Consider the following 24,150-nt stretch of genomic DNA (forward strand, 5'->3'; position numbering starts at 1 on the left):
CAGCCCGCGAACGCCGCCGGTCCGACTCCGGGTCAGGTATGCAGGAGGCATGACGGAGAAACCGGACCAGGTGGCAGGGCTGTTGCTCGCGGCGGGCGGGGGGCGACGGCTCGGCGGGCGACCCAAGGCCCTGCTCGAACACCGCGGCCACCTTCTCGTCGAACGCGCGGTCGCCGCCCTGCGCGCGGCGGGCTGCGCCCCGGTCCATGTCGTCCTCGGGGCCCGGGCCGACGAGGTGCGCAAGCGGGCCGCACTGCCCGGGTGCGTGCTGGTGGACAACCCGGAGTGGGCGACGGGCATGGGGTCCTCGCTGCGGGCCGGGCTGGCGTCCCTGCGCGACACGGGAGCCCACGCGGCCCTCGTCTCACTGGTCGACCAGCCGGGGGTCGGGCCGGAGGCCATGGCCCGCGTCCTCGCCGCGTACACGTCCGAGGGGTCCCTCGCGGCGGCCTCGTACGACGGAACGCGCGGGCATCCGGTGCTGTTCGGTGCCGCCCACTGGGCGGGCGTCGCGGCGGGCGCGGTCGGTGACCGGGGTGCCCGCGACTACCTCAGGGCGCACGGCGACACGATCACCCTCGTCGAGTGCGGTGACGTGGCACAGCCGTACGACATCGACACGCCGTCCGACCTGGACCGCCTGGGATGACGGCTTCCCGCCCCTTCTCTCCCCGAAGAATCTCGACAATCAACAAATTATTGAACTTCCACGATGAGGAAACTAGAATCCACTAATCAGAAACATCAGAAACTGTCGTCGCAAGCAACCCACAGCAGCCCGCTGAAGGAAGTGACCGCTCATGTCCGCACCAGCGCCCTCCCCGCTGGCCATCGTCGACGCCGAGCCCCTGCCCCGGCAGGAGGAGGTGCTCACCGACGCGGCGCTCGCCTTCGTGGCCGAGCTGCACCGGCGGTTCACGCCCCGGCGTGACGAGCTCCTCGCGCGCCGTGCGGAGCGTCGCGCCGAGATCGCCCGCACCTCGACCCTCGACTTCCTCCCCGAGACGGCCGCGATCCGCGCCGACGACTCCTGGCGCGTCGCCGAGGCCCCCGCCGCCCTGAACGACCGGCGCGTGGAGATCACCGGCCCGACCGACCGCAAGATGACGATCAACGCCCTCAACTCGGGCGCGAAGATCTGGCTCGCGGACTTCGAGGACGCCTCCGCGCCCACCTGGGAGAACGTGGTCCTCGGTCAGGTCAACCTGGCCGACGCCTACACCCGGAAGATCGACTTCACCGACCCGGTGAGCGGCAAGTCGTATGCCCTCAAGCCCGATGCCGACCTCGCGACCGTTGTCATGCGTCCGCGCGGCTGGCACCTGAACGAACGCCACCTCCAGCTCGACGGGGAGCAGGTGCCCGGCGCCCTCGTCGACTTCGGCCTGTACTTCTTCCACAACGCGCAGCGGCTGCTGGACCTCGGCAAGGGCCCGTACTTCTACCTCCCCAAGACCGAGTCGCACCTCGAAGCCCGCCTGTGGAACGACGTGTTCGTCTTCGCGCAGGACCACGTCGGCATCCCGCAGGGCACCGTCCGCGCGACCGTCCTCATCGAGACGATCACGGCCGCGTACGAGATGGAGGAGATCCTCTACGAACTTCGCGACCATGCCTCGGGGTTGAACGCGGGCCGTTGGGACTACCTCTTCTCCATCGTCAAGAACTTCCGTGACGGCGGGCCCAAGTTCGTCCTGCCCGACCGCAACGCCGTGACGATGACAGCCCCGTTCATGCGCGCCTACACCGAACTCCTCGTGCGCACCTGCCACAAGCGCGGCGCCCACGCGATCGGCGGCATGGCGGCGTTCATCCCGTCCCGGCGCGACGAAGAGGTCAACAAGGTCGCCTTCGAGAAGGTCAAGGCCGACAAGGACCGCGAGGCCGGCGACGGTTTCGACGGCTCCTGGGTCGCCCACCCCGACCTCGTCCCGATCGCCATGGCCTCCTTCGACGCGGTCCTCGGCGACAAGCCGAACCAGAAGGACCGCCTGCGCGAGGACGTCCACGTCGAGGCCGCCGACCTGATCGCCGTCGACTCCCTGAAGGCCAGTCCGACGTACGACGGACTCGTCAACGCCGTGCAGGTGGGCATCCGTTACATCGAGGCGTGGCTGCGCGGGCTCGGTGCGGTCGCCATCTTCAACCTCATGGAGGACGCGGCCACCGCCGAGATCTCCCGCTCCCAGATCTGGCAGTGGATCAACGCGGGCGTCGAGTTCGAGCACGCCGGCAGCACGGTGAAGGCCACGCCCGAGCTGGCCCGTAAGGTCGCCGCCGAGGAACTCGCGAGCATTCGCGCCGAGATCGGCGAGGAGGCCTTCGCGGCCGGTCACTGGCAGCAGGCCCACGACCTGCTCCTCACGGTCGCCCTCGACGACGACTACGCGGACTTCCTGACCCTGCCGGCGTACGAGCAGCTCAACGGATAGTCACAGCGACGGAGTTGTTCACTTCTCCGAGTGGCCCAGGGACTTGTCCGGGGCCACTCGGTCGCGTACGAGCCGCTTCACCGCAGTCGGTTCGGGGAAGCCCTGCTCGCGCCGGTCCCAGACCACCTCGTCGTTGACGCGGACGACGAAGACGCCGCCCGTGCCGGGCTTCAGGGACAGTTCCGTCAGTTCGGTCTCGAAGGTCGTCAGGAGCTCCTGCGCGAGCCAGGCGGCGCGGGGCAGCCAGCGGCACTGGGTGCAGTACTCGATCTCCACCCGGTGCTCGGCGTCCGTCTCGATCTCCACCGTCTGTGTGTCCGTCATCCGAGATGCACCGACCAATCCTGTTCCGCCGCCGGTTTGCCGTGCAGGTCGGGTACCCGCTTGAGCCAGTTCGGCCGGCCTTGCTGTGTCTTCGCCGCGCGTCGGGCGTCCTCGGCGGCCAGTTCCTCGCCGCCGGGGAAATCGGTGGGCAGCCAGGACGCGGACGCCCGCACGCGCGCGTGGAGGTACGCCACATAGGCGTCCCGGACCTCGTCGGGGGTCGTGAAGCCCGCCTCGAGCTCCAGCCAGGCGTCCGGCACCTCGGCGAGGACCTCGCGCAGCAGCCGCTCCGTCACGCGGGGTGCCAGTTCGGCGTCGGCGGCGCGGGTGTCCGGGGCGTAGCGGCCGAGGGCGTGGCGGCGGAAGTCGTACGCCTTCTCCGGCGCCGACAGGTCCCACCTGTGGTGGAAGACGAGGGCGGCGCCGTGGTCGATCAGCCACAGGCGCGGGGGCGCGATGCCGAACGTGGGCCAGACCATCAGGTTGGAGCTGTGCGTCGTACGGTCCACGTTGACGGTCAGGGCGTCCAGCCAGACGATCCGGCCCGCCTCCAGGGGATCGACGTCGAACGCGGCCGCCGTGTCGGGGGTGAAGTCCTTGGCGCCCGGCAGGTAGTCCATGCCGAGGTTGAGGCCGGCGCTGGCGTGCAGCAGGTCCTGGACCTCCTGGTGAGGCTCGTGGGCGCCGGTCGCCGGGTCGAAGTGGACGAGGACCAGCTCGGGGAAGCGCAGCCCGAGGGCGCGCGACAGCTCCCCGACGACGATCTCGGCGACCAGCGCCTTGCGGCCCTGCGCCGACCCGGTGAACTTGACGACGTACGTCCCGAGGTCGTCGGCCTCGACGAGCCCCGGCAGCGAACCGCCCTCACGCAGGGGCGTGAGATAGCGGGTCGCGTTGACCTCTTTCAGCATTTTCCCAGGCCACCCGTCTCTTCAGCCTTGACATCCACGAACACTGCCAGGGAGGCGCCGCAGTGGGACGAGGAGCATAGTAACCAAGGGCTGTTCGGTGGCTCTCGTGGGTCACAGTCTCGGGCGTCTCCTCCGGCCGCGCAGGACGACGGCCGTCGGGGTGTCGAGGACGCTCAGGTCCGTGCGGGGCTCGCACGTCCTCGAAGGGCTCGCCGCCGGGCTCTCCACCCAGCAGCTCGCCTCCCGGCTGGGCCTCAGCAGCCACGGCGTCGAGTACCACGTCAGCAGCATGCTCCGGAAACTCAAGGCACCCAACCGGTCGGCTCTCGTCGCCCGCGCCTACGCCCTGGACATCCTCGTCCCCAACTGCTGGCCACCGCAGGTTCGCCCGCAGTACTCCACGCGTTCCGCAGCCGTCACCGAACCCTTCCCGACCTGGGCAGGCTGACCACGGCCCACCCGTCCCACACCCTCACGGCCGCCGCCCCGCGACGGCGGAGGCTCACCTCGTGAGGGTGAGGGGAAGAGCGTCGGTGTACGAGTTCGCCGGCTTGGCGACCTTCCGCACGGAACGTGCGTCGAGCGCGGCGGAGGCGGAGCTCGTGCCGAGGGTTCCGCCGGGGTGCCAGGTGCCCGTGACGGCCACCCAGGTGTTGGCGGACGGGGCCGGGGTGCCGTGGATCCGTACCTTCACGGACTGGGCGTCCGCCGCGCAGCAGGAGATCATGATCCGGGTCAGGAACCAGCTGTCGCTCTGCTCGGCGAAGGTGACGAAGCCGGTCATCCGAACCGGGCGGCCCTCGATGGCCCGGGAGCGGTCCTGCTGGACGCGACTGGTGAAGTCGGAGAGCGTGATCGGAATCGGTGAGGTCGCGGGCAGCGGGTCGAAGTCGTCCTGCGGCGCGACGGCCTTGGCCGGTTCGCGGGAGGCGGTGTACGCGCCGAGCGCGGGCGGAGCGTAGACCAGCAGACTGAGCGCCGGGAGGAACAGCAGCCACGCGATACGGGGTGCGCCGGAGTCGGGGTGCCCGTGGCCGTCGTCACCGTGGCCCGCGTGCTCGTCCGCCTCGCGCCGCCGCAGGGACGACACCGCGTCCGCCACGCCGAGCAGGATCAGCAGCGCGCCGGAGGCGATGAGCAGCGGGCGCATCCCCTCCTTGACGTAGCGCAGATACAGGTCGGTGAAGAGAGCGATGTGCAGCAGCCCGACGCCGCTGAGGACGAGCAGAACCATCTGAAGCGGGCGTCTCACAGCAGTGCTCCTCCGATCAGCGCGCTGGACAGGACCGCCACGACCACCGTGGCGGCGGAGAACCGGACCGCGAAGGCGCGGCCGAAGGTGCCCGCCTGGAGGGCGATCAGCTTCACGTCTACCATCGGGCCGACCACCATGAACGCCAGCCGCGCGGTGGGCGAGAACCCGCTCAGCGAGGCCGCCACGAACGCGTCCGCCTCCGAACACACCGCCAGGACGATCGCCAGAGCGGCCAGGAACAGCACCGACAGCCAGGGCGAACCGGAGAACACGTCCAGCACGGACCGCGGGACCGCCACATTGAACGTGGCCGCCGCCATCGCACCCACCACCAGGAAACCTCCCGCGTGCAGGAAGTCGTGCTGGAAGCCGACCCGGAACTCCCGCCACCGACTGGCATCGTGCTGGTGCCCGGCGTGCCGCACGACCGGCCGCAGCCACTCCGCCCGCCCGAGCCAAAGCCACAGCCAGCCCATCACCGACGCCGTGGCCAGTGAGGCCAGCAGGCGCGCGGCGACCATGCCGGGCTGCCCCGGGAAGGCGACCGCCGTCGCGGTCAGCACCACCGGGTTGATCGCGGGCGCCGACAGCAGGAACGCGAACGCGGCGGCGGGCGCGACACCCCGCCCGATCAGACTGCTCGCCACCGGCACCGACGCGCACTCGCACCCCGGTAACACGACCCCCGCCAGGCCGGCCACCGGCACGGCGAGCACCGGCCGGCGGGGCAGCACACGGCTGAACACATGGGCCGGCACGAACGCGTTGATGGCGCCGGACAGAGCCGTGCCCAGCAGCAGGAAGGGCAGCGCCTGCACGGTCACGGCCAGACAGACGGTCCGCCACGCCTGCATCGCCGGCGTCTCCATCCACCGGCCCACGACATAGAGCACCGTGCCGGGAACGATGGCCGCCCCCAGGAACAGCAACGGCCAGGGCCGGGGCCGACCGGGAGCGGAGTCGTCCCCCACCCCTGCGTCGGCCTCGGCCTCTTCGACCTCCACAGCCTCATCGGCCCGTTCTCCAGTTGTCCGCATGCCCGCCCCGCCTGTGAGATGTTCGCGTCAACATAGCGGGAGCCGACGACCAGGCGATCCAAACAGGCCATTCGCGCCCGGCGACCTATTCGCGCAGCGGATTCGGCAGGGGCAGATAGCGGGCGTCGGCCCCGTCCGCGCCCGTCCAGCGGAGCAGCAGGTTCGTCTTGCCGGGGAGGGTGGGCGCCGCGAGCAGGGCGGCGGCCTCGGGGAGGTCCAGGCGGTGGCTCTGGCGTGCGAATTCGGTACGTACGGCGGGCCACGGGTCGAGGTCCGGGTGGCGCTCGCGCAGTGCCTCGGCGATCTCGAGGAGATGGTTGACGACCAGGCAGTACATCAGCCGCTCCCACCCGGCCGCCCGGCTCACCTCCGGCAGCAGCTTCACGCCCTCCGCGTCCCGGAACAGCGCCTGTACGGGGGTGCGGTTGCCGTCGACGGCGATCAGGCAGTTCTGGAGGTGGGCCTCGATCACGACACCGTGCCGGGCGAACAGTTCGAGCGCCGGGGGCACGACCGCCCGCAGATACGCCGTCCACCAGGCGGCGGGGTCTCTCAGGCCGTCGAGCGGGGTGCCGTCGAACCCCTCCACCAGGGCGGCGGCGAGCAACGGGGTGGCGCCGGGGACGAGATGGTCGCCCAGGCCGTCCCGGACGAGTACCGCCAGCTCCTCGAAGGCGAAGCCGACGGTGCGATAGCCGCGGTCGCTCAGCCAGGCCCCGGAGGTCCGGGCCGCGGCGGCGGCCACCGCGCCGTCCGTACGGCGCAGTTTCAGCAGGTCGTGGCGCCAGAGCCGGCGGACGTCGTTGGTGATGCGGACGTCGAGGCTGAACTTGACGAAGACGTCGTGCTCGGGCGCGTACAGCGTGCGGATCGCCGCCGTGGGCCAGGTGTCGAACCCGGTCGTGCCCAGCCGGATCAGTCGGCCGTCGGCGAAGGCCTCCGCGAGGCTCGGGCCGACGAGGTCGAGCTGCCAGGGGTGGGCGGGCAGCAGCCGGTAGCCGGGCGGGGCCGTGCCGAAGGCGTCCAGGGCCGACACGTCGCCCTCCTCGACGAGCGCGTCCTCCCGCACGCCGAGCAGGACCAGCGGGAAGGCGGCGTACGCCTCGGGCGCGTACGGCAGCCAGCCCGCGACAGGGCCGCCGCCGCGCGCCTTGGGCGCCGGGTGGTAGGGGTGCCCGGTGAGAAGGGACTGCTCGGAGCGCCGGTACGGGTCGCCGGGCGGGGTGACGGCGTCGCGGGCGGTGAGCAGCGCGGCGACCGCGTCCCGGCTGTCGGCCATCTCGGCGGGCAGCTCGGGGTTGGACAGACCGGTGTGCGCCTGGAGTTCCTCGGCGACAAGCTTGACGAGTTCGGCGTGGGCGACCCGGTGCCAGGCGCCACCCGTGTTCACCTCGGGCGCCGCGGGCCGCCGTCCCCCGCGCACACGCAGCAGACGCTCCCCGCTCGGCAGCCGGTACACCCGCGGCTCGCCCGGCCCGGTCACCGGCCGCGCCACTTCCCGGAGCAGGCAGTTGAGCAGGGGGGCGCTCGCGTACGCGTCGGCGCGCGCTCCGGTGCCGTCGTGCGCGGGCCTCGCCGGGGGCGCGGTGGGGGGCATGGTGGGGTCCACGCGTTCCCTCGTTTCTTACGGTGCTTCCCTACTGTCGCGGTTGCCCGCGGTGCGCTGTCGATCAGTATGTCTGTCGTCGTCCACACCCGCTCACCAGCACATACCCGCAGCCAAACCCGCACCCGAGGAGCCCGCCGTGTACCGTCCCGTCAGCGCAGAGGCCGAGGTCGCCGACGAACTGGCCGCCGTGCGCCCCGACCTCGCCGCGCGCTACGCGGCCGAGCTGCCCGGCGCGCGGGCCGCCGTCCTGACCCGGTTGTGGCGGGCGCTCGTCCACGAGCCACTGCCGTGGATCGTCCGCCGTGAGCTCGGCGCCGATCTCCTGCTGGCGGACGGACGCCGGCTGGAGGGCCCGTACGCCGATCCGTACGCCGTCGACGGCCGCGTCACCGCCGTACGGCTCGGGACCCGGTTCGGGACGGTGTCGTACGACGAACCGGCGCTGCTGATGACGGAGCTGGCCGTCCCGCACGGTCCCGCTCTCGCGGCCGAACTCGGCCACAGTGTGGCCTCGTTGGCGCTGTCGCGCGCGAACCAGGACAGTGCCGATCGGGCCCCGGTCACCGGGTGGGAGTGGGAGCAGCGGGTCGTCGACGGGCACCCCTTCCACCCCAACTGCCGTTCCCGGCCCGGGTTCTCGGTGGCCGAGCAGCTGGCGTACGGGCCCGAGCACCGCCCGGTCGTGGAGCTGGCGCTCGTGGCGGGGGACGAGCGTGCCGTGCGGGGCGAGTGGCCCGCGTGGCTGCGGGACGGAGGGCGTCCGCTGATCCCGGTGCATCCCTGGCAGGCGGAACACGTGCTCCGGCTCCCCAGCAGCGGGGGGTTGTCGGCGCATCCTCTGATGTCGCTGCGCAGCCTCGCCCTGCCGGACGGCGGACCGCATCTCAAGACGGCGTTGAGCGCGCGGCTCACCTCCTCGGTACGGGACATCTCCCCGTACTCGATCGAGACGGCGGCGACCGTGTCGGCGTTCATGGAGTCGATGGCCGCGCGTCTCGACGGCCTGCTGCACATCACCCGCACCCTCGGCGCGGTCACCGCCGACTCTCCCGATCTGGCGGCGGTGCTGAGGGAGCCGCCGGATCTGTACGCGGACTCGGAGTCGGGCGAGTACGTCGTTCCCGTCGGGGCCCTCTCCGCCACGGAACTGCCCCGATCTCCCTCCTGGCTGGCCGAGTTCACGCGTCTCACGCTCACCGTCGGGCTGCGTCTGCTCGATCTGGGTGTCGCCCTGGAGGCACACGGCCAGAACCTCCTCGTCGTGCTGTCGGCGACCGGGGACCCCCGGCGGCTGGTCTACCGCGACCTCGCCGACATCCGCGTCAGCCCGGCCCGGCTCGCCCGGCACGGCATCCGGCCGCCGAAGCTGTCCGGACGGATCGTCACCGACGACGAACCCACCCTGCGCGGCAAGCTGTTCGGATCACTGGTGGCGGGAGCACTGGGGGCGACCGCCGGCTCCGAGGCAGCGCTGCGGGCTGCGCTGGAGACCGCGGTACGCGGGCTGCCGCGTACGCCGGATCTCCGCGCGCTGCTCGAACAGCCCTTGCCGACCAAGGCGTTGACCCTGATGCGGCTGTCGCCGGGGACACCCGGGGACCTGTGGACCCAACTGCCCAACCCCTTGGGAGAGGTGAAGCGGGGAGGAAGTTGACAGGACCCGTTTTGAAGCGGGTCGCCACGGGTCAATAGGATCCATCGATGATCACAAGACAACGGCTGGCGGCGGGCGCCTGCGCCCTGTTCGCCGCCCTGGCGGCCGGGATCGCGGTCCCGGCCGAAGCCGTCGCCGACGAAACCACCGCACTCGCGCCAAAGGTCAACCTGGTCCTCGACGTCAGCGGTTCGATGCGGGCACGGGACATAGACGGCCAGTCGCGGATGGCCGCGGCGAAGAAGGCGTTCAACGAGGTGTTGGACGCGACCCCCGAGGAGGTCCGGCTCGGCATCCGCACACTGGGCGCCAACTACCCCGGCGACGACCGCAAGGAGGGCTGCAAGGACACCGCGCAGCTCTACCCGGTGGGCCCGCTCGACCGCGTCGAGGCCAAGACGGCGGTCGCGACACTCACGCCCACCGGCTGGACGCCGATCGGCCCCGCGCTGCTGAAGGCCGCCGCCGACCTCGACGGCGGTGAGGGCACCAAGCGCATCGTGCTGATCAGCGACGGCGAGGACACCTGCGCCCCGCTCGACCCGTGCGAGGTGGCCCGGGAGATCGCGGCCAAGGGCATCGGCCTCACCATCGACACCCTCGGCCTGGTCCCGAACACCAAGATGCGCCAGCAGCTCAGCTGTATCGCGGAGGCGACCGGCGGAACGTACACCTCGGTCGAGCACACCGACGAACTCACCGACAAGGTCAACCAGTTGGTCGTCCGGGCCGCCGACCCGGTGGTGACGCCGGTGGCCGTGGAGGGCGCGGCCGGATGCACGAACGCCCCGGCGGTGAAGTCCGGTCTGTACACGGACCGCGAGGAGTTCGGCCGACAGCGCTGGTACCGCGTCGACGTCGAGCCGGGGCAGGAACTGCGCGCCTCGGTGAGCGTGTCGGCCGACCGTGCCGTCAACCCCGACTACGGGGTGCTGCTGCGGGCGGTGACCACACACGGCCGCGAGATCGTCCGCGGCGAGGGCAACGGCACCGGGCGTACCGATGTCATCTCGACGGGCCTGCGCTATCCGAAGGCGGAGACCGACGACGACGAGTCGACGGCCGAGACGGTGTGCCTCCAGGTCACCAACTCCTTCTCGGCGGCCAGTGGTGTGCGGTCCACGCCCGGTCTGCCGCTCGAACTGACCGTCGACCTCGTCGACGGCCCGAGCCAGGCGAGCGACGTGGCCTCCTTCGGCCTCGGCCGTGGCTGGTGGCTGCTGGGCGCACTCGTCCTGTTCGGCTTCCTCACGGGTGTCCTGTGGGGCTGGATCTCGCGGTGGCGGGTCGCTGTGTGGAGGACCAACTGATGCGAGTGACGCGAGCTTTCAAGGACCAGCTGATGAGCGGTACCCGTGTGCTGGGATCGGCCGTGCTGCTGCTCGGCCTGGCCGCGGCCCCGGCCGTCGCCGACGCCTCGCCCTCCGCGAGCCCCTCGGACGGCAGCGCGGCCCCCACCTCGGCGGGCACGTCGTTCCGTACGGCGACGGAGTTCGACCAGGGCCAGCAGGCCACCGCGAGCGGCTCGGCGGGCGACTACCTGTACTGGTCGTTCCCCGCCGACGCCGGTCAGCGCCCCACCGTCAAGGCGACGGTGAAGCTGCCGGACACGCACGCGTCCGAGGTGTGGCAGCTCGACGTGTACGACGGTCTGCGGCGCCGCCAGGCCTGCCAGTACGGCGCGCAGACGCGCACCGCCGCCTCGGGCACCGCGACCGTGGAGCTGGCGTGCGTCCTGCGCACGGTCCGTGCCTGGTCGGAGCCATGGGCCAACGACCCGCTGCCGGGCACGTACTACGTCCGGCTGACGGCCGTGAACCTCCCGACCTCCGACCTCGGCCTTCCGGTCGGCGCCGAGGTCCGGGTCGATTCCAAGGACATCGGCGGTGCGGCGGCCGTGGACGGCTCGCTGGCCGAGCCGCTGGTTCCCGGGATCGCCGTCAAGTCCAAGGCCACCGAGGACAGTTCGAAGACGTCCGCAGTGCTGTCGAGCATCGAGCCCGACGACGGCTGGTCCTCCGGCTGGTGGTCCGACCGCTGGGTCTGGACGGCGATCGGCGGCGCGCTGGCCGCCCTGGCGGGCGTCGGCGGCTACGCCCTGACGCGCGGCTCGGGCCGGCCCAGGCAGGTTTCGCCGGGCGCCTGAGAAGTACCTGACAGATCTGACGGCCCGTCAACATGCCTGCCGCGTAAGGTCGCGCGGCGGGCATGTCCCGTTCCCGGACCTCGGTCCGGCCTCACCCCGCACGCCACACTCCTCACGCCTCACGCAGGGCCTTGGCGAGCGTCCCCTCGCCGGTGACCTCGACACGCCCGTCCCGTACGGCGTCGAGCACGCTCAGGTCTCCCCGGCCTACCGCCGCGCACGTCCCGGTGTCCATCGACAGCCGGGCGTCTGGCTCCCCGGGAGCGGGCCCGGCCCCGTACACCGGGACGTCCTCGGCACCGACGTACAGATGGAACTCGCCCTCCTCCAGCCGGACTTCGACCAGCCCCCCGCCGCTCACCCCGTCCACCGCGTCCAGCCCGCGCAGCAGCGGCAGCGCGAACCAGTGTGCCCGTACGGCGTCCGTGGCCCGGCGTTCGCCGAGCTCGGGTGCGCCCCACTCCCCCAGCGCCTGGAGAACGGGCAGCAACTGCCGCCCCCGGCCAGTGAGTTCGTACACGTACGCGGCGCCCGGCGGGGGCAGCCGGCGCCGGGTCGCGAGGCCGTCTCGCTCCATGTCCTTGAGCCGCGAGGCCAGTACGTCCGTGCTGACGCCCGGGAGATCCGCGTGCAGGTCGGTGTAGCGGCGCGGACCGGCCAGCAGCTCCCGGACGATCAGGAGGCTCCAGCGGTCGCCGACGGCATCGAGGGCGCGAGCGACGGAACAGTACTGGTCGTAGCTTCGGCGAGGTGACATGCGACGCAGTGTAGACATGTTGTTGGACTTTCCAAGCTGATACTTGGTAAAACCAAGCAACACCACGAACCGGAGGGGCGTAAGCGCATGGAGTTCCGGCAGTCGAGCAAGCTCAGCGAGGTCTGTTACGAGATCCGCGGACCGGTCATCGAGCACGCCAACGCACTGGAGGAGGCGGGCCACAGCGTCCTGCGCCTCAACACCGGCAACCCCGCGCTCTTCGGCTTCGAGGCACCGCCGGAGATCCTCCAGGACATGATCCGCATGCTGCCGCAGGCCCACGGCTACACGGACTCGCGCGGCATCCTCTCCGCCCGCCGAGCCGTCGCCCAGCGCTACCAGGACCGCGGCCTCGAGGTCGACGTCGACGACGTCTTCCTCGGCAACGGCGTCTCGGAACTCGTCTCGATGGCCGTACAGGCGCTGATCGAGGACGGCGACGAAATCCTCATCCCCGCCCCGGACTTCCCCCTCTGGACGGCCGTCACGACCCTCGCGGGCGGCAAGGCGGTCCACTACCTCTGCGACGAACAGGCCGACTGGTACCCGGACCTGGACGACATGGCCGCGAAGATCACCGACCGCACCCGGGCCGTGGTCATCATCAACCCGAACAACCCCACCGGAGCGGTCTATCCGAAGGAGATCATCGAGGGCATCCTCGACCTGGCCCGCCGCCACGGCCTGATGGTCTTCGCCGACGAGATCTACGACCAGATCCTGTACGACGACGAGGTGCACCACTCGGCCGCCGCGCTCGCCCCCGACCTGGTCGTCCTGACCTTCTGCGGCCTGTCGAAGACGTACCGGGTGGCCGGCTTCCGCTCGGGCTGGCTGGTGGTGACCGGTCCCAAGCAGCACGCGCGCAGCTACCTCGAGGGCCTGACGATGCTGGCCTCGATGCGCCTGTGCCCCAACGCGCCCGCGCAGTACGCCATTCAGGCGGCGCTCGGCGGCCGGCAGTCCATCCATGAACTCACCGCCCCCGGCGGCCGGTTGCGCGAACAGCGCGACCGCGCCTGGGAACGCCTCAACGAGATCCCGGGCGTCTCGTGCGTCAAGCCGAAGGGCGCGCTGTACGCGTTCCCGCGCCTCGACCCGGCCGTCCACAAGATCCACGACGACGAGAAGTTCGTCCTTGACCTGCTCCTCCAGGAGAAGATCCAGGTCGTCCAGGGCACGGGCTTCAACTGGCCTTCCCCCGACCACTTCCGCATCCTCACCCTCCCGTACGCGGACGACCTGGAGGTCGCGATCAGCCGGATCGGGCGGTTCCTGAGCGGTTATCGGCAGTAGCGCCGACCGGGGCGGTCGACCCGCGTCCGTCATGGGTACCCCCTCCCCATGACGGACCGACCCCTGCTGCTCCTCGATGTCGACGGCCCCCTCAACCCGTTCCGCGCCCGGCTGCTGCGCCACCGGGGGTACGTGACCCGCCGCGTACACCCGTCCAACTGGTCCGCACGACAGAAACCGGGCTCGCGCCGGCTCCGGCGGGGCCTGCGGATCCGGCTGCACCCGGGACACGGCGCCCGGCTGCTCGCCCTGCCGTACGACCTGGCGTGGGCCACGACCTGGATGCACGAGGCGAACGAGATGATCGGCCCGGTGATCGGCCTGCCGACGGCCCTCCCGGTGATCGAGTTCACCAACCTGTTCGCCGAGGACCCCGACGGCCTGTACTGGAAGACCCGGCGCGTGGTGGAGTGGGCCGCCGGTCGCCCGTTCGTCTGGGTCGACGACCTGATCACCGAGCTCGACGTCCGCCACGTGGCCGAACACCACGCCGGGCGGGCAATGCTGCTGCGGATCGACCCGCGCCAGGGTCTCGGGGAGCGCGAGTTCGCCGAGCTGGAGCGCTGGGCTCGCGATGTCAGTCCCGGGTCGTAGTCTTCGAAGAGGTCGGCTCCAGCGGGCGACATCCAGCAGCCGACCTCGTCAGCCGACGACCGGGAAGGAGTACGTCATGACACGCCCACCGACCGCCGCCCAGCGACGTGTCATCGACGCCGCCGAACCCGTCACCGGACGACTGCGGGGTACGGAATTCCAGCTCGCCGCGCTGGTGAAACGCGGGCTCGCCTTCCGGCACCCCAGGCCACCGCACGACCACTTCCTGACGCCCGCCGGCCATCGCGTCCGGGAGGAGGCGGAGCCCTCTGCCGCACCGGCCGCCGCCGAGGCCGCCTCTGCCTCCGGGGACGGTGGAGTGTTCGCCGCGCGCGTCGGCGGCGAGGAGGAGATACCGGCCGCCGGGCCCGCCCGGACGCGCGAGGTACACAGTGCCTGGCAGGGGCTGCTGGAGCTGCGCCGGATGACCAACACGGACGAGGCCGTGGACCGTCCGTGCGGCTGGGAGCGTACGCATCTGGTGCGGGCCGCCGCGCTTGCGCTGGAGGCGGCCGGCCACCGCCCGGCGGACGGGGGTACCGGCGCCGGCTACCGGGTGCGGGCGACTCCGCAGCCGGAGGCCGTCGCCGTGCGCGAACCCGACGCCGGCGCGCTGCGGGCCTGCGCGGCCACCCTGGAGAAGGCGGGGTGGCAGGTCGGCGAGCACACCGAGCCGCGTACGGGCGCCCGCTATCTGCTGGCGTCGCCCCGGCGGACGTAACTGCCCGGTGAACCACGGCAGTTGACGGCCGTGAGCGACCGCTCAGTACGCTTGCGTCCACGTCGAGCCGTCGTGAAGGGGAAGTCGTGGCCGAACCGTTTTCCGTCCCGGTGACCGTGCGCGGGTACGAGACCGATGTCCAGGGGCACCTCAACCAGAGCGTGTACCTCAACTACGCGGAGCACGCCCGCTGGTCGTCGCTCCACGCCGCCGGGATCAGCCAGGCGGAGCTGACGTCCAGGGGGGTGGGTCCGGTGGCCCTGGAGACCACCATCCGCTTCCAGCGGGAGCTGCGCGCGGGCGACGAGGTCGAGGTGACGTGCGACTTCGTCTGGGGCGAGGGCAAGACGTTCCGTATCCGGCAGACGATCCGCAAGGCCGACGGCACGGTGGCCGCCGAGATCACGGCGGTCGGCGGGCTGATGGACCTCACGGCACGCAAGCTCGTCGCGGACCCGAAGGAGTACCTCCGCGCGATGGCGTCGGAGCCGCGGTTGTTGGGGCTGTGACCAGTGCCTCCCCAACACACGCAAACCTGCCCCGCCGTCGCCCGCGCCGCCTACGGCCGTGACGGCAGGGCGGTCCGTCCGCCCGAGGTTTTTCAGGCGCGCGCCGCGATCGCCGCCAGCCGGCGGGCCTCCGCACGCGTCGTACGGGCGATCTCGTCCTCGTCGACGTGCAGCAACCGCCCGTTCTCGACGATCTGTTCGCCGTTCACGAAGGACGCGGTGACCGGGGCCGCCGCGCCGAAGACAAGGGCGGTGACCGGGTCGGCGATCGACGCGTGGGCCAGGGTGTCCAGGTTCCACAGGACCAGGTCGGCGAGCTTGCCCGGCTCCAGTGACCCCGTCTCCGCTGCCCGGCCCAGGACCTGGGCACCGCCGTAGGTGCCGAGGCGCAGGGCCTGCCGGGCGTTCAGAGCCGCTTCCCGGTGGGCGCCGAGGCGGTTGATGAGGAGGGCGTTGCGCAGTTCGGTGTGGAGTTCGCCGGACTCGTTGGACGCGGTGCCGTCGACGCCGAGGCCGACCGGGACACCGGCCGCGAGCATGTCGGGGACACGCGCGATGCCCGCCGCCAGCCGGGCGTTGGAGGACGGGCAGTGGGCCACACCCGTCCTCGTACGGGCGAAGGCGGCAATGTCCGAGTCGTTCATGTGGACGCAGTGCGCCATCCACACGTCCTCGCCGAGCCAGCCCGTGGACTCGAAGTAGTCGGTGGGGCCCATGCCGAAGAGTTCCTTGCAGAACTGTTCCTCCTCGACGGTCTCCGAGCCGTGCGTGTGCAGCCGCACCCCCTTGCGTCGCGCCAACTCCGCTCCCTCGCGCAGCAGTTCGGTGGAGACGGAGAACGGTGAGCAGGGGGCGACCGCGACCTGGGTCATGGCGTCGAAGGAGGGGTCGTGGTGCTCGTCGACCGTGGCCTCGGTGGCGGCGAGGGCGCCCTCCAGGGTCTCGACGGCGAAGTCCGGGGGCAGGCCGCCGTCCTTCTCGCTGCGGTCCATCGAGCCGCGGGCGAGGGTGAAGCGGACGCCCATCTCGCGGGCCGCACCGATGATCGCGCCGGACAGGTCGCCGGAGCCCTTCGGGAAGACGTAGTGGTGGTCCATGGCGGTCGTGACTCCGCCACGGGCCATCATGGCCAGCGAGCCCTGCGCCGCCGCCCGCACCATCTGCTCGTCGATGCGCGCCCACGTCGGGTAGAGCGCCACCAGCCAGTCGAAGAGGTTGTGGTCGGTGGCCAGGCCCCGGGTGATCCACTGGTAGTAGTGGTGGTGCGTGTTGACCAGGCCGGGGGTGACGAGGTGCCCGCTCGCGTCGATACGCCGGACAACGTCCGCGAGGCCCTCGGGGGCGCTGCCCGGTCCGACCGACTCGATGCGGTTGCCGGCGATCACCACATGCCCGGACGCGTACTCGGTGTCGGCGGCGTCCACGGTCGCGACCGCGCAGTTCTCGATGACGATGCGCTGAACCATCGCAGGGAAGTCCTTAGAGGTTGGTGAGGTCGGCGGGGATACGCGCCTCGGCGCCGTCCCGCAGGATCGTGCCCTCGATCAGGCCGTACGGCCGGTCGGCGGCGAAGTACACCTCATTGTCGTTCTTCAGCCCGAACGGCTTCAGATCCACCAGGAAGTGATGCTTGTTGGGGAGGGCGAACCGCACCTCGTCGATCTCGTCGCGGTGCTCGATGATCCGCGCGCCCATCTGGAAGAGGGTCTGCTGGAGGGAGAGAGAGTAGGTCTCCGCGAAGGCCGAGAGCAGGTGTCCCCGGGTGCCCGCGTAGGACTCCTCCCAGTCCGGCGTCTCCCGTGCGTCGTCGGACCAGTTGAAGCGCCAGCGCGCGGACACCTGGGTCGCCAGGACGCGGTCGTACGCCTCGGGGAGCGTCGTGTACTTGTCCTTGACGTAGCCCCAGAACTCGGAGTCGGTCGTGTTCATCACGACCAGGTCCTTGAGCCCGGAGACCACCTCCCACGACGAGCCGTCGTACGTGATCTGGGTCAGCCGGGTCTCCTGGCCCTGCCGGACGAAGGAGTGCTCGCCCTCCCCGGCCGTCTCGATCCGGTCCCAGGAGTACTCCTCGATCCGGATGCGCGCCGTCCTGATCGGCTCCTGACTGGTCACGAAGTGCCGGGCCAGATGGATGCCGAACTGCTCGGCGGAGTCGATGCCGTGCTCCTTGGCGAAGGCGTACACCGTGTTCTTGGTGGTGTCCGTCGGCAGGACGTTCGCGTTCGAGCCGGAGAGATGGACCTCGTCCATGTCGCCGGAGAGCGACACGGAGACGTTGAGATCCTTGACGTGATGGGTGGCGCCGTCGCGGGTGACGCGCACGACGCGGTTCTCCGCCTTGCCGTACTGGTTCTGCCCGAGGAACACGGGGCGGGCCTGGCTGCCTGAATGGGTCATGGTGCTGCTAGCTCCCTCGGTATACGGAGTAGCCGAACGGGTTGAGCAGCAGCGGTACGTGGTAGTGCTCGCCCGCTTCGACGGCGAACGTGATCGCCACCTCCGGGAAGAACGCTCCTGCCGCACCGCCGGCCTGCTTCTTCTCCAGGTAGGGCCCGACCTCGAAGTCGAGCCGCACGTGGGTGGTGCCCGCCGGCAGCGCCGGCAGGTCCTTGCACCGCCCGTCGGCATCGGTCGCGCTGCCACCGAGCGCCCGCCAGTCCGCGTCCCGCCCTGTGCGCGCGGCGAGCCGGACGGCGACTCCCGCGGCGGGCCGGCCGACGCTGGTGTCCAGGATGTGCGTGGACACGGAGGCGACGAGGGCGCCGGGATCGACGGCGCCGGTGCTCATGTCTGTCACTGGTCTGTCACTGCTCTTCCTGTACGAGGTTGCCGAGCCGGATACGGTTGATCTTCCCCAGTTCGGTGCGGACGATCTCCCGCTCCCGTTCCGGCGTGTTCCCGATCCGTTCCCGTACGGCGTCGCGCATCTGCTCGCCGGTCCGGCCGGTCGCGCAGATCAGGAAGACATGGCCGAACCGCTCCTGGTAGGCGAGGTTCAGTTCGAGCATTTCCGCCTTCAGTTCCTCGGAGGCGCCGGCCATACCGCGCTGTTCGCGGGCGGAGGCGGGGTCACCGGGTCTGGGGCGGCCGATCGGGGGGTGGCCGGCCATCGCCTCGGCGAGGTCGTCGGCGGTCAGCTCCGCCATGGCGGTGTCGCTCGCCGCGTACAGGTCCTCGGCGGTGGCGTACGGGCGTTTCGCGAGCAGGTGTCGTCCCCAGGCCGTCGAGGCGCAGGCCTCGTGGAGGGCGGCGCGGGCCGCTGCGTCCTCCAGGGCGTTGAACCGGGCGAGGCCGCCAGGGGTCGTACTCGACGTCACGGCAAGCCTCCGTGGCCTTGTGCGTGCTGGGGAGCGTGCTGGACGCACGCCGGGCTGGCTGCGTCCAGCTAACGCCCTCCGGAGACAAGACGTCAACACTTTGTTGAAAATTCCGGCCGGGAGGCGCGCCCCGGTCTCACAGCGGCACGTTGCCGTGCTTCCGGTCGGGCAGCACGGTGTGCTTGCCGTGCAGCATGGCCAGCGCGCGGATCAGTGTGCGGCGGGTGTCGCCGGGATCGATGACGTCGTCTATGAGCCCTCGCTCGGCGGCGTAGTACGGATGCATCAGCTCCGACCGGTACTCCTCGACGAGCCGGGCGCGGGTGGCCGCCGGGTCGTCGGAAGCGGCGATCTCCCGGCGAAAGACCACGTTGGCCGCCCCCTCCGCCCCCATGACCGCGATCTCGTTCGTCGGCCAGGCGAAGGCCAGGTCGGCCCCGATCGAGCGGGAGTCCATCACGATGTAGGCACCGCCGTACGCCTTACGCAGTACGAGGGAGATGCGCGGGACGGAGGCGTTGCAGTACGCATGCAGCAGCTTCGCGCCATGCCGGATGACCCCTCCGTGCTCCTGGTCCACTCCCGGCAGGAAGCCCGGCACGTCCACCAGTGTCACCAGGGGGATGTTGAAGGAGTCGCAGATGGAGACGTGACGCGCGGCCTTCTCCGAGCCGTGGATGTCCAGCACCCCGGCCAGTGCGGCGGGCTGGTTGGCGACGATGCCCACCACCTGCCCGCCGAGCCGCGCGAAGGCGCACACCACGTTGCGGGCCCAGGCCTCGTGCACCTCGAAGAACTCGCCGTCGTCGACGATCTCCCCGATGACGGCGCGCACGTCGTACGCCTGGGCGGGGTCGGCGGGGACGAGGGAGGTCAGGGCGTCGGTGCGCCGGTCGGCGGGGTCCGTACTGTGGACGGCCGGGGGCAGTTCGCGGTTGTTCTGCGGCAGCAGCGAGAGCAGGTAGCGGACGTCCTTGAGGCACTCGCTCTCGTCGTCGTAGGAGAAGCCGGCCACGCCCGAGATCCCGGCGTGCACGTCCGCGCCGCCGAGGCCGTTGTGGGTGATCTCCTCGCCGGTCACCGCCTGCACCACGTCGGGTCCGGTGAGGAACATCTGCGAGGTCCCGCGGACCATGAACACGAAGTCGGTGAGCGCCGGGGAGTAGGCGGCGCCGCCCGCGCACGGGCCCAGCATGACGCTGATCTGCGGGATGACCCCCGAGGCCCGGGTGTTGCGCTGGAAGATCCCGCCGTACCCCGCCAGCGCGGTGACGCCCTCCTGGATGCGGGCTCCGGCACCGTCGTTGAGGCCGACCAGGGGCGCCCCGGCGGAGAGGGCGAGGTCCATCACCTTGTGGACCTTCGCGGCGTGCGCCTCCCCCAGCGCGCCGCCGAAGACACGGAAGTCGTGGGCGTAGGCGAAGACGGTACGGCCGTGCACCTGACCCCAGCCGATGACCACACCGTCGCCGTGCGGCTTGCGGTCCTCCAGGCCGAAGCCGGTGGCGCGATGGCGGCGCAGCGGCTCGATCTCGGTGAAGGTGTCCGGGTCGAAGAACAGGTCGAGGCGTTCCCGGACGGTGAGTTTCCCCTTGGCGTGCTGGCGGCGGGTGGCATCCGGGTCGGGGCCCCGGCTCACCTCTTCCTTCAGCAGATTCAGTCCGGCGGTCGCCCGGCGCAGGTCGGGCCGGGGTGCCGCGGCCAGGAGTTCGTCGAAGGTCGTCATCGCCCGAAAATAGTCACCACTCCTCAAAGTGGGCTGAAGACGGGGTGGAGCGCGCCCGGCTCGCCGCCGGGCGGGCGGGACCGGCGGACCTCAGTAGACTCCCGCGGTCCGCTGGTCCAGCGCCGTGTCACCGGAGAGCACCGCGTGGTGGAGCTGGCGCAGTGACGCCGACGGCTCCAGACCGAGCTCCGAGACCAGGGCGCCGCGCAGCCGCTGGTACGCCTCCAGCGCCCGCCAGGACCCGCCCGACCGGTGCAGGGCCAGCATGAGCTGGGCGCAGAACCGCTCGTGCATCGGGTGACGTGCGGTCAGGACCCTCAGCTCCGGGACCACTTCGGCATGCCGGCCCAGCCGCAGATCGGCGTCGATCCGCCGTTCCAGCGCGGCCATGCGGTTCTCCTCCAGGCGCAGCACCTCGAGTTCGAGCATGCTGCCCGTGCGTACGTCCACCAGGGCCGGGCCCTGCCACAGGGCGAGAGCCTTGCCCAGCAGATGCGAGGCGGTGCGGTAGTCCGTGGCGTCGTAGGCCGATCGACCGTCCGCCACCAGCTGTTCGAACTCCTGAACATCGATCTGGCCCGGCTGCACCCGCAGCAGATAACCGCCGAACTGTGTCACCAGGATGTCCTTCGCGCCACGGGCGGCCTCCCCGGCGGGGGTGGCCGCGATCTTGCGGCGCAGTTGGAGGATGTACGTCTGCAGTGTCGTGGACGCGCTGCGCGGAATCCGCTCCCCCCAGATCTCCGCCATCAGCGTGGGGACGGTGACGACATGCTCTGCCTGCAGCGCGAGCAGGGCGAGTATCTGCCGGGGCTTGGCCGCGCTGGGGACGACTGAGACCCCCTGGTCATGAGCGGTGAGTGGTCCCAGTAGCTTGATCTCCATAGCGCGCTCTCCCCTTTTAGGTCGCATCCCCAAGAGCCTGACCCGGGCAACCTCGCTCGGTGCAGGGCAGGCTCCCATCCGCGGCCGGGACAGCCCAGTGAGCAACACATGAACACAATCATGAAAAGTTCATGGTCACCCCATGACTCCCACACTCCCCTGGGCCGCCCCGCTCGGCTCAAAATCACCGCAGTGACAGAGAGCATCCGCTCGAATACCCCCGAATGTGACTCTCGCACCACGGAAAGGAACATTGTCATGGACACAACCTTTGCGAGGCCCACGCTCGTCTCCGTCGACACCGTCGAGGAAGATCTCCGCTTCGCCGAACTGACCGCCCGCAGCGGCCTGGAGCCGGAACTGGCCCAGCGTTACGAGACCAGTCCCGCCCTCGTCCTCGCCGAGTTCGGCCTGTCCGTCCCCGCGGCGGCGCCCGCCGGGGCGACCGTCGTCATCGAGGACCTGAGCCGGTCCGCCGCGGGAGCCATGGCCATTCCGACCTGGACCACCGCCGGTCCCAACCCCGAGGAGCCGAAGGTCCCGGCGGCAGCGCCCCGCTGGTGAACCGGCCTCCGACGGCCGACGCCCCCACCGTGGGGTTCAAACGGCATCTGAGAGTCCAGTCGATCGGCGACGAGGCCGTCTACCTGCTCTCCACCCGCGGTGTGCAGGTGCTGCACGGCCCACAGGTCGTCGCGCTCGCCCCGCTGCTGGACGGCACCCGCACCCTGCCCGGCCTGCTGCGCGAGGCGGCGTCCCGGATGCCGGCCCCGGAGGCCGGCCGGGTGGTGGGTGAGCTGGCGAAGGCCGATCTCATCGGCTACCGGGAAGGGGTCACACGAGGGCCGGCGGACGCCGCCGGCCCGGCCTACTGGGATCTGCTCGGCGACGGCAGCGCCGCCATCGCCAACATCGCCCGTACGGCGGTGGAGGTGATCAGCGTCGGGCGGGCCGACCGGACGGCCGCCGCCGAGGCCTGCCGGGCCACGGGACTGACCGTCGTGGACCACGACAACGGCGACGGCGGTCCCGGCGTGGGGCTCTCGCTCGTCCTGTGCGACGACTACCTCGCACCGGAGCTGGGCGAGGTCGACCTGCGGATGCGGGCCGCGGGCCGCCCGTGGCTGCCGGCCAAGCCCTGCGGCCCGGAGCTGTGGGTGGGGCCGGTCTTCTCGCCCGGGGACGGCCCCTGCTGGTCCTGTCTGGCACACCGGCTGCGCACCCACCGCTCGGCCGAGGAAGCGGTGTGCCGCGCCGGGGGGTTCACCGGACCACTGCCGGTACCGGACGCCTCGCTCGCCGCGGGCCGGGCCCTCGGCATCCAGGCAGCCGCACTGGAGGCCGCCAAGTGGATCGCGGGGGTGCGCCAGGGCCAGGAACAGAGCGTGTACACGCTGGACACCTGCACGCTGCGCTCCGCGCACCACCCGGTGGCCCGCCGGCCGCAGTGCCCGGTGTGCGGGGACAGCTCCCTCGTGGCCCGGCGCGCGTTCCGGCCGCCACCGCTGGTGTCCCGCCCCAAGGCGGCGCACACCGGCTCGAACCACCGTGCGCTGCCCCCCCGCCAGGTGCTGGACAGCCACCGGCACCTGGCCGATCCGGTCACCGGGATCGTCGCGGAGATCACCCCGGATCCGAACGCCCCCACGGGCGTCACCAGTTATCTCTCCGGACACAATCTGGCCCTGGCCGGGCATACGCCGACCGAGGTCCGCAGGGGACTGCGGCAACTGAGCGGCGGCAAGGGCGTCACGGCGGAGGAGGCGGAGGCCGGGGCCCTTTGCGAGGCGGTGGAACGTTTCTGCGGAACGCGGCAGGGCGACGAAGCCGTAGTCCTGGGTTCGCTCGACGAGCTGGGCGAGACGGCCGTCCACCCCAACACCTGCCAGCTCTTCCACGAACGGCAGTTCCGCGACCGCGCCCGATGGAACGCCACGCACTCCGCGTTCCAGCAGGTGTGCGCCCCCTTCGATCCCCGGCGCACCGTCGAGTGGACGCCCGTCCACTCGCTCACCACCGGCCGGCAGCGTCTGCTGCCCACGTCGATGCTCTACTTCTCCCACTCCGGCCCCAAGGGCCTGCCGTGGGCCGACTCCAACGGCAATGCCGCCGGAAGCAGCCTGGAGGACGCGATCGTCCAGGGATTCCTGGAACTGGTGGAGCGGGACGCGGTCGCCCTGTGGTGGTACAACCGGACCCGGCAGCCCGCTCTCGACCTGGACGCCTTCGACGAGCCCTGGCTCGCCGAACTGCGGGAGACGTACGCGCGCCTGAACCGCGAGATGTGGGCGCTGGATCTCACCTCGGACCTGGGTGTCCCGGTGACCGTGGCCCTGTCCCGGCGCACCGACAAACCGGCCGAGGACATCGCGTTCGGCTTCGGCGCGCATTTCGATCCCCGGCTCGCGCTGCGCCGGGCGGTCACCGAAATGGGACAACTGCTGTCGCCCGCGGCCGGCGCGCGGGCGGACGGCACCGGGTACGGGGTGGACGACCCGGAAATCCTGTCCTGGTGGACTCGCGCGACCGTCAGGAATCAGCCATACCTGCTGCCGGATTCCGTCGAATCACCGCGGTCTCCCACCCATTTCTCCCGGGTTTTCCGCACCGATCTGCTCGATGACGTCAAGGCGGCGAGCGCCCTGGTGGCACGACACGGGATGGAGCTCCTCGTCCTCGACCAGACCCTGCCGGACGTGGGCCTGCCCGTGGTCAAGGTGATGGTGCCGGGGTTGCGGCACTACTGGGCGAGGTTCGCTCCGGGGCGTCTGTACGACGTACCGGTTCGCCTCGGTCTGCGTGAGCAACCGGTCGCTTACGAGGACCTGAACCCGGTTCCCATATTCGCGTAATTAATAGCCGTTCGGCCAACCTCTGATGGATCAGGCACCGTATATTTCGATCACCAGTCCAACGGTCTGACGAGGAGGCACTCCATGCTCGACCCCTTTCGTCATACGGAAACCGGACTCCC

General features: G+C 71.1%; 24 protein-coding genes. 12 read left to right on the forward strand and 12 right to left on the reverse strand.

From position 1 onward, the window contains the following. Positions 1-49: 49 nt before the first annotated feature. Together ADL01_RS19280 and aceB are read left to right on the forward strand one after the other, a co-directional pair. Positions 50-649 (forward strand): nucleotidyltransferase family protein, encoded by a 600-nt coding sequence (locus ADL01_RS19280; RefSeq protein ID WP_053743256.1) that lies wholly within the window; start codon positions 50-52, stop codon positions 647-649. A 151-nt stretch (positions 650-800) separates the two neighbouring features. Beyond that, positions 801-2,432: a malate synthase A gene (gene aceB / locus ADL01_RS19285; protein ID WP_053743257.1), complete on the forward strand. Its 1,632-nt coding sequence runs from the start codon at positions 801-803 to the stop codon at positions 2,430-2,432. An 18-nt stretch (positions 2,433-2,450) separates the two neighbouring features. On the opposite strand, the gene ADL01_RS19290 is transcribed toward aceB, so the two are convergent. Together ADL01_RS19290 and ADL01_RS19295 are read right to left on the reverse strand one after the other, a co-directional pair. Further along, complete coding sequence (locus tag ADL01_RS19290) at positions 2,451-2,756, reverse strand: SelT/SelW/SelH family protein (RefSeq protein WP_053743258.1); 306 nt, start codon at positions 2,754-2,756, stop codon at positions 2,451-2,453. Continuing rightward, entirely contained in the window at positions 2,753-3,667 is a 915-nt protein-coding gene (locus ADL01_RS19295; RefSeq protein ID WP_053743259.1) for a HipA family kinase, read from the reverse strand. The genes ADL01_RS19290 and ADL01_RS19295 overlap by 4 nt, the downstream gene beginning before the upstream one ends. A gap of 181 nt (positions 3,668-3,848) precedes the next feature. Between ADL01_RS19295 and ADL01_RS19300 the strand changes: the two genes are divergently transcribed. Then, on the forward strand, positions 3,849-4,115 hold the full coding sequence (locus ADL01_RS19300; protein WP_053743260.1) for a LuxR C-terminal-related transcriptional regulator: 267 nt from the start codon (positions 3,849-3,851) through the stop codon (positions 4,113-4,115). A 54-nt stretch (positions 4,116-4,169) separates the two neighbouring features. Here the strand turns inward: ADL01_RS19300 and ADL01_RS19305 are convergent, their stop codons facing one another. The 3 genes from ADL01_RS19305 to ADL01_RS19315 form a co-directional block, all read right to left on the reverse strand. Next, positions 4,170-4,919, reverse strand: coding sequence for a TIGR03943 family putative permease subunit (locus tag ADL01_RS19305; protein WP_053743261.1), 750 nt, complete (start codon positions 4,917-4,919; stop codon positions 4,170-4,172). After that, a complete protein-coding gene (locus tag ADL01_RS19310) occupies positions 4,916-5,959 on the reverse strand; it encodes a permease (RefSeq protein WP_053743262.1) in 1,044 nt (347 codons plus the stop codon). Before ADL01_RS19310 ends, ADL01_RS19305 begins: the two co-directional genes overlap by 4 nt. 85 nt (positions 5,960-6,044) lie before the next feature. After that, positions 6,045-7,556 (reverse strand): IucA/IucC family protein, encoded by a 1,512-nt coding sequence (locus ADL01_RS19315; protein WP_053743287.1) that lies wholly within the window; start codon positions 7,554-7,556, stop codon positions 6,045-6,047. Positions 7,557-7,704: 148 nt separating this feature from the next. Between ADL01_RS19315 and ADL01_RS19320 the strand changes: the two genes are divergently transcribed. Genes ADL01_RS19320 through ADL01_RS19330 form a run of 3 tightly spaced genes read left to right on the forward strand, consistent with a single transcriptional unit; the run spans position 7,705 to position 11,368 of the window. Then, complete coding sequence (locus tag ADL01_RS19320) at positions 7,705-9,222, forward strand: IucA/IucC family protein (protein WP_053743263.1); 1,518 nt, start codon at positions 7,705-7,707, stop codon at positions 9,220-9,222. A gap of 47 nt (positions 9,223-9,269) precedes the next feature. Beyond that, complete coding sequence (locus ADL01_RS19325) at positions 9,270-10,532, forward strand: vWA domain-containing protein (protein ID WP_053743264.1); 1,263 nt, start codon at positions 9,270-9,272, stop codon at positions 10,530-10,532. 32 nt (positions 10,533-10,564) lie between these two features. After that, the gene (locus ADL01_RS19330; RefSeq protein WP_053743288.1) at positions 10,565-11,368 is read left to right on the forward strand and encodes a hypothetical protein; all 804 of its coding nucleotides are present in this window, start codon (positions 10,565-10,567) and stop codon (positions 11,366-11,368) included. 112 nt (positions 11,369-11,480) lie between these two features. Here ADL01_RS19330 and ADL01_RS19335 read toward each other — a convergent pair whose 3' ends face one another. Continuing rightward, positions 11,481-12,125, reverse strand: a complete 645-nt coding sequence (locus tag ADL01_RS19335) for a winged helix-turn-helix transcriptional regulator (protein ID WP_053743265.1) — start codon at positions 12,123-12,125, stop codon at positions 11,481-11,483. 87 nt (positions 12,126-12,212) lie between these two features. On the opposite strand from ADL01_RS19335, the gene ADL01_RS19340 reads away from it, so the two are divergent. The 4 genes from ADL01_RS19340 (at position 12,213) to ADL01_RS19355 (ending at position 15,245) form a co-directional block, all read left to right on the forward strand. Next, the gene (locus ADL01_RS19340; RefSeq protein ID WP_053743266.1) at positions 12,213-13,421 is read left to right on the forward strand and encodes a pyridoxal phosphate-dependent aminotransferase; all 1,209 of its coding nucleotides are present in this window, start codon (positions 12,213-12,215) and stop codon (positions 13,419-13,421) included. Between the two features lie 48 nt (positions 13,422-13,469). Then, positions 13,470-14,015, forward strand: coding sequence for an HAD domain-containing protein (locus ADL01_RS19345; RefSeq protein ID WP_053743267.1), 546 nt, complete (start codon positions 13,470-13,472; stop codon positions 14,013-14,015). Positions 14,016-14,091: 76 nt separating this feature from the next. Beyond that, positions 14,092-14,736, forward strand: a complete 645-nt coding sequence (locus ADL01_RS19350) for a hypothetical protein (protein ID WP_053743268.1) — start codon at positions 14,092-14,094, stop codon at positions 14,734-14,736. 86 nt (positions 14,737-14,822) lie between these two features. Next, on the forward strand, positions 14,823-15,245 hold the full coding sequence (locus tag ADL01_RS19355; RefSeq protein WP_053743269.1) for an acyl-CoA thioesterase: 423 nt from the start codon (positions 14,823-14,825) through the stop codon (positions 15,243-15,245). Between the two features lie 92 nt (positions 15,246-15,337). Here ADL01_RS19355 and ADL01_RS19360 read toward each other — a convergent pair whose 3' ends face one another. The 6 genes from ADL01_RS19360 to ADL01_RS19385 all read right to left on the reverse strand — a co-directional run bounded on the left by ADL01_RS19360 (position 15,338) and on the right by ADL01_RS19385 (position 21,176). Continuing rightward, the gene (locus tag ADL01_RS19360) at positions 15,338-16,711 is read right to left on the reverse strand and encodes an 8-oxoguanine deaminase (protein WP_053743270.1); all 1,374 of its coding nucleotides are present in this window, start codon (positions 16,709-16,711) and stop codon (positions 15,338-15,340) included. Between the two features lie 13 nt (positions 16,712-16,724). Next, on the reverse strand, positions 16,725-17,645 hold the full coding sequence (gene pucL / locus ADL01_RS19365; RefSeq protein WP_053743271.1) for a factor-independent urate hydroxylase: 921 nt from the start codon (positions 17,643-17,645) through the stop codon (positions 16,725-16,727). 7 nt (positions 17,646-17,652) lie between these two features. Further along, the gene (gene uraH, locus ADL01_RS19370; RefSeq protein WP_053743272.1) at positions 17,653-18,036 is read right to left on the reverse strand and encodes a hydroxyisourate hydrolase; all 384 of its coding nucleotides are present in this window, start codon (positions 18,034-18,036) and stop codon (positions 17,653-17,655) included. Positions 18,037-18,052: 16 nt separating this feature from the next. Then, on the reverse strand, positions 18,053-18,565 hold the full coding sequence (gene uraD, locus ADL01_RS19375; protein WP_053743273.1) for a 2-oxo-4-hydroxy-4-carboxy-5-ureidoimidazoline decarboxylase: 513 nt from the start codon (positions 18,563-18,565) through the stop codon (positions 18,053-18,055). 136 nt (positions 18,566-18,701) lie between these two features. Then, the gene (locus ADL01_RS19380) at positions 18,702-20,291 is read right to left on the reverse strand and encodes an acyl-CoA carboxylase subunit beta (RefSeq protein ID WP_053743274.1); all 1,590 of its coding nucleotides are present in this window, start codon (positions 20,289-20,291) and stop codon (positions 18,702-18,704) included. A gap of 90 nt (positions 20,292-20,381) precedes the next feature. Beyond that, positions 20,382-21,176: an AfsR/SARP family transcriptional regulator gene (locus ADL01_RS19385; protein WP_053743275.1), complete on the reverse strand. Its 795-nt coding sequence runs from the start codon at positions 21,174-21,176 to the stop codon at positions 20,382-20,384. Positions 21,177-21,434: 258 nt separating this feature from the next. Between ADL01_RS19385 and ADL01_RS19390 the strand changes: the two genes are divergently transcribed. Further along, positions 21,435-21,740 carry a hypothetical protein gene (locus ADL01_RS19390; protein WP_053743276.1) on the forward strand — a complete coding sequence of 102 codons (306 nt, stop codon included), beginning with the start codon at positions 21,435-21,437 and terminating at the stop codon, positions 21,738-21,740. Beyond that, on the forward strand, positions 21,737-24,028 hold the full coding sequence (locus ADL01_RS19395; protein WP_234354716.1) for a TOMM precursor leader peptide-binding protein: 2,292 nt from the start codon (positions 21,737-21,739) through the stop codon (positions 24,026-24,028). Before ADL01_RS19390 ends, ADL01_RS19395 begins: the two co-directional genes overlap by 4 nt. Positions 24,029-24,150: the final 122 nt, after the last annotated feature.

Origin of the sequence: Streptomyces sp. NRRL WC-3618, from assembly GCF_001280005.1 — a bacterium.
Classification (GTDB): Bacteria; Actinomycetota; Actinomycetes; order Streptomycetales; family Streptomycetaceae; genus Streptomyces.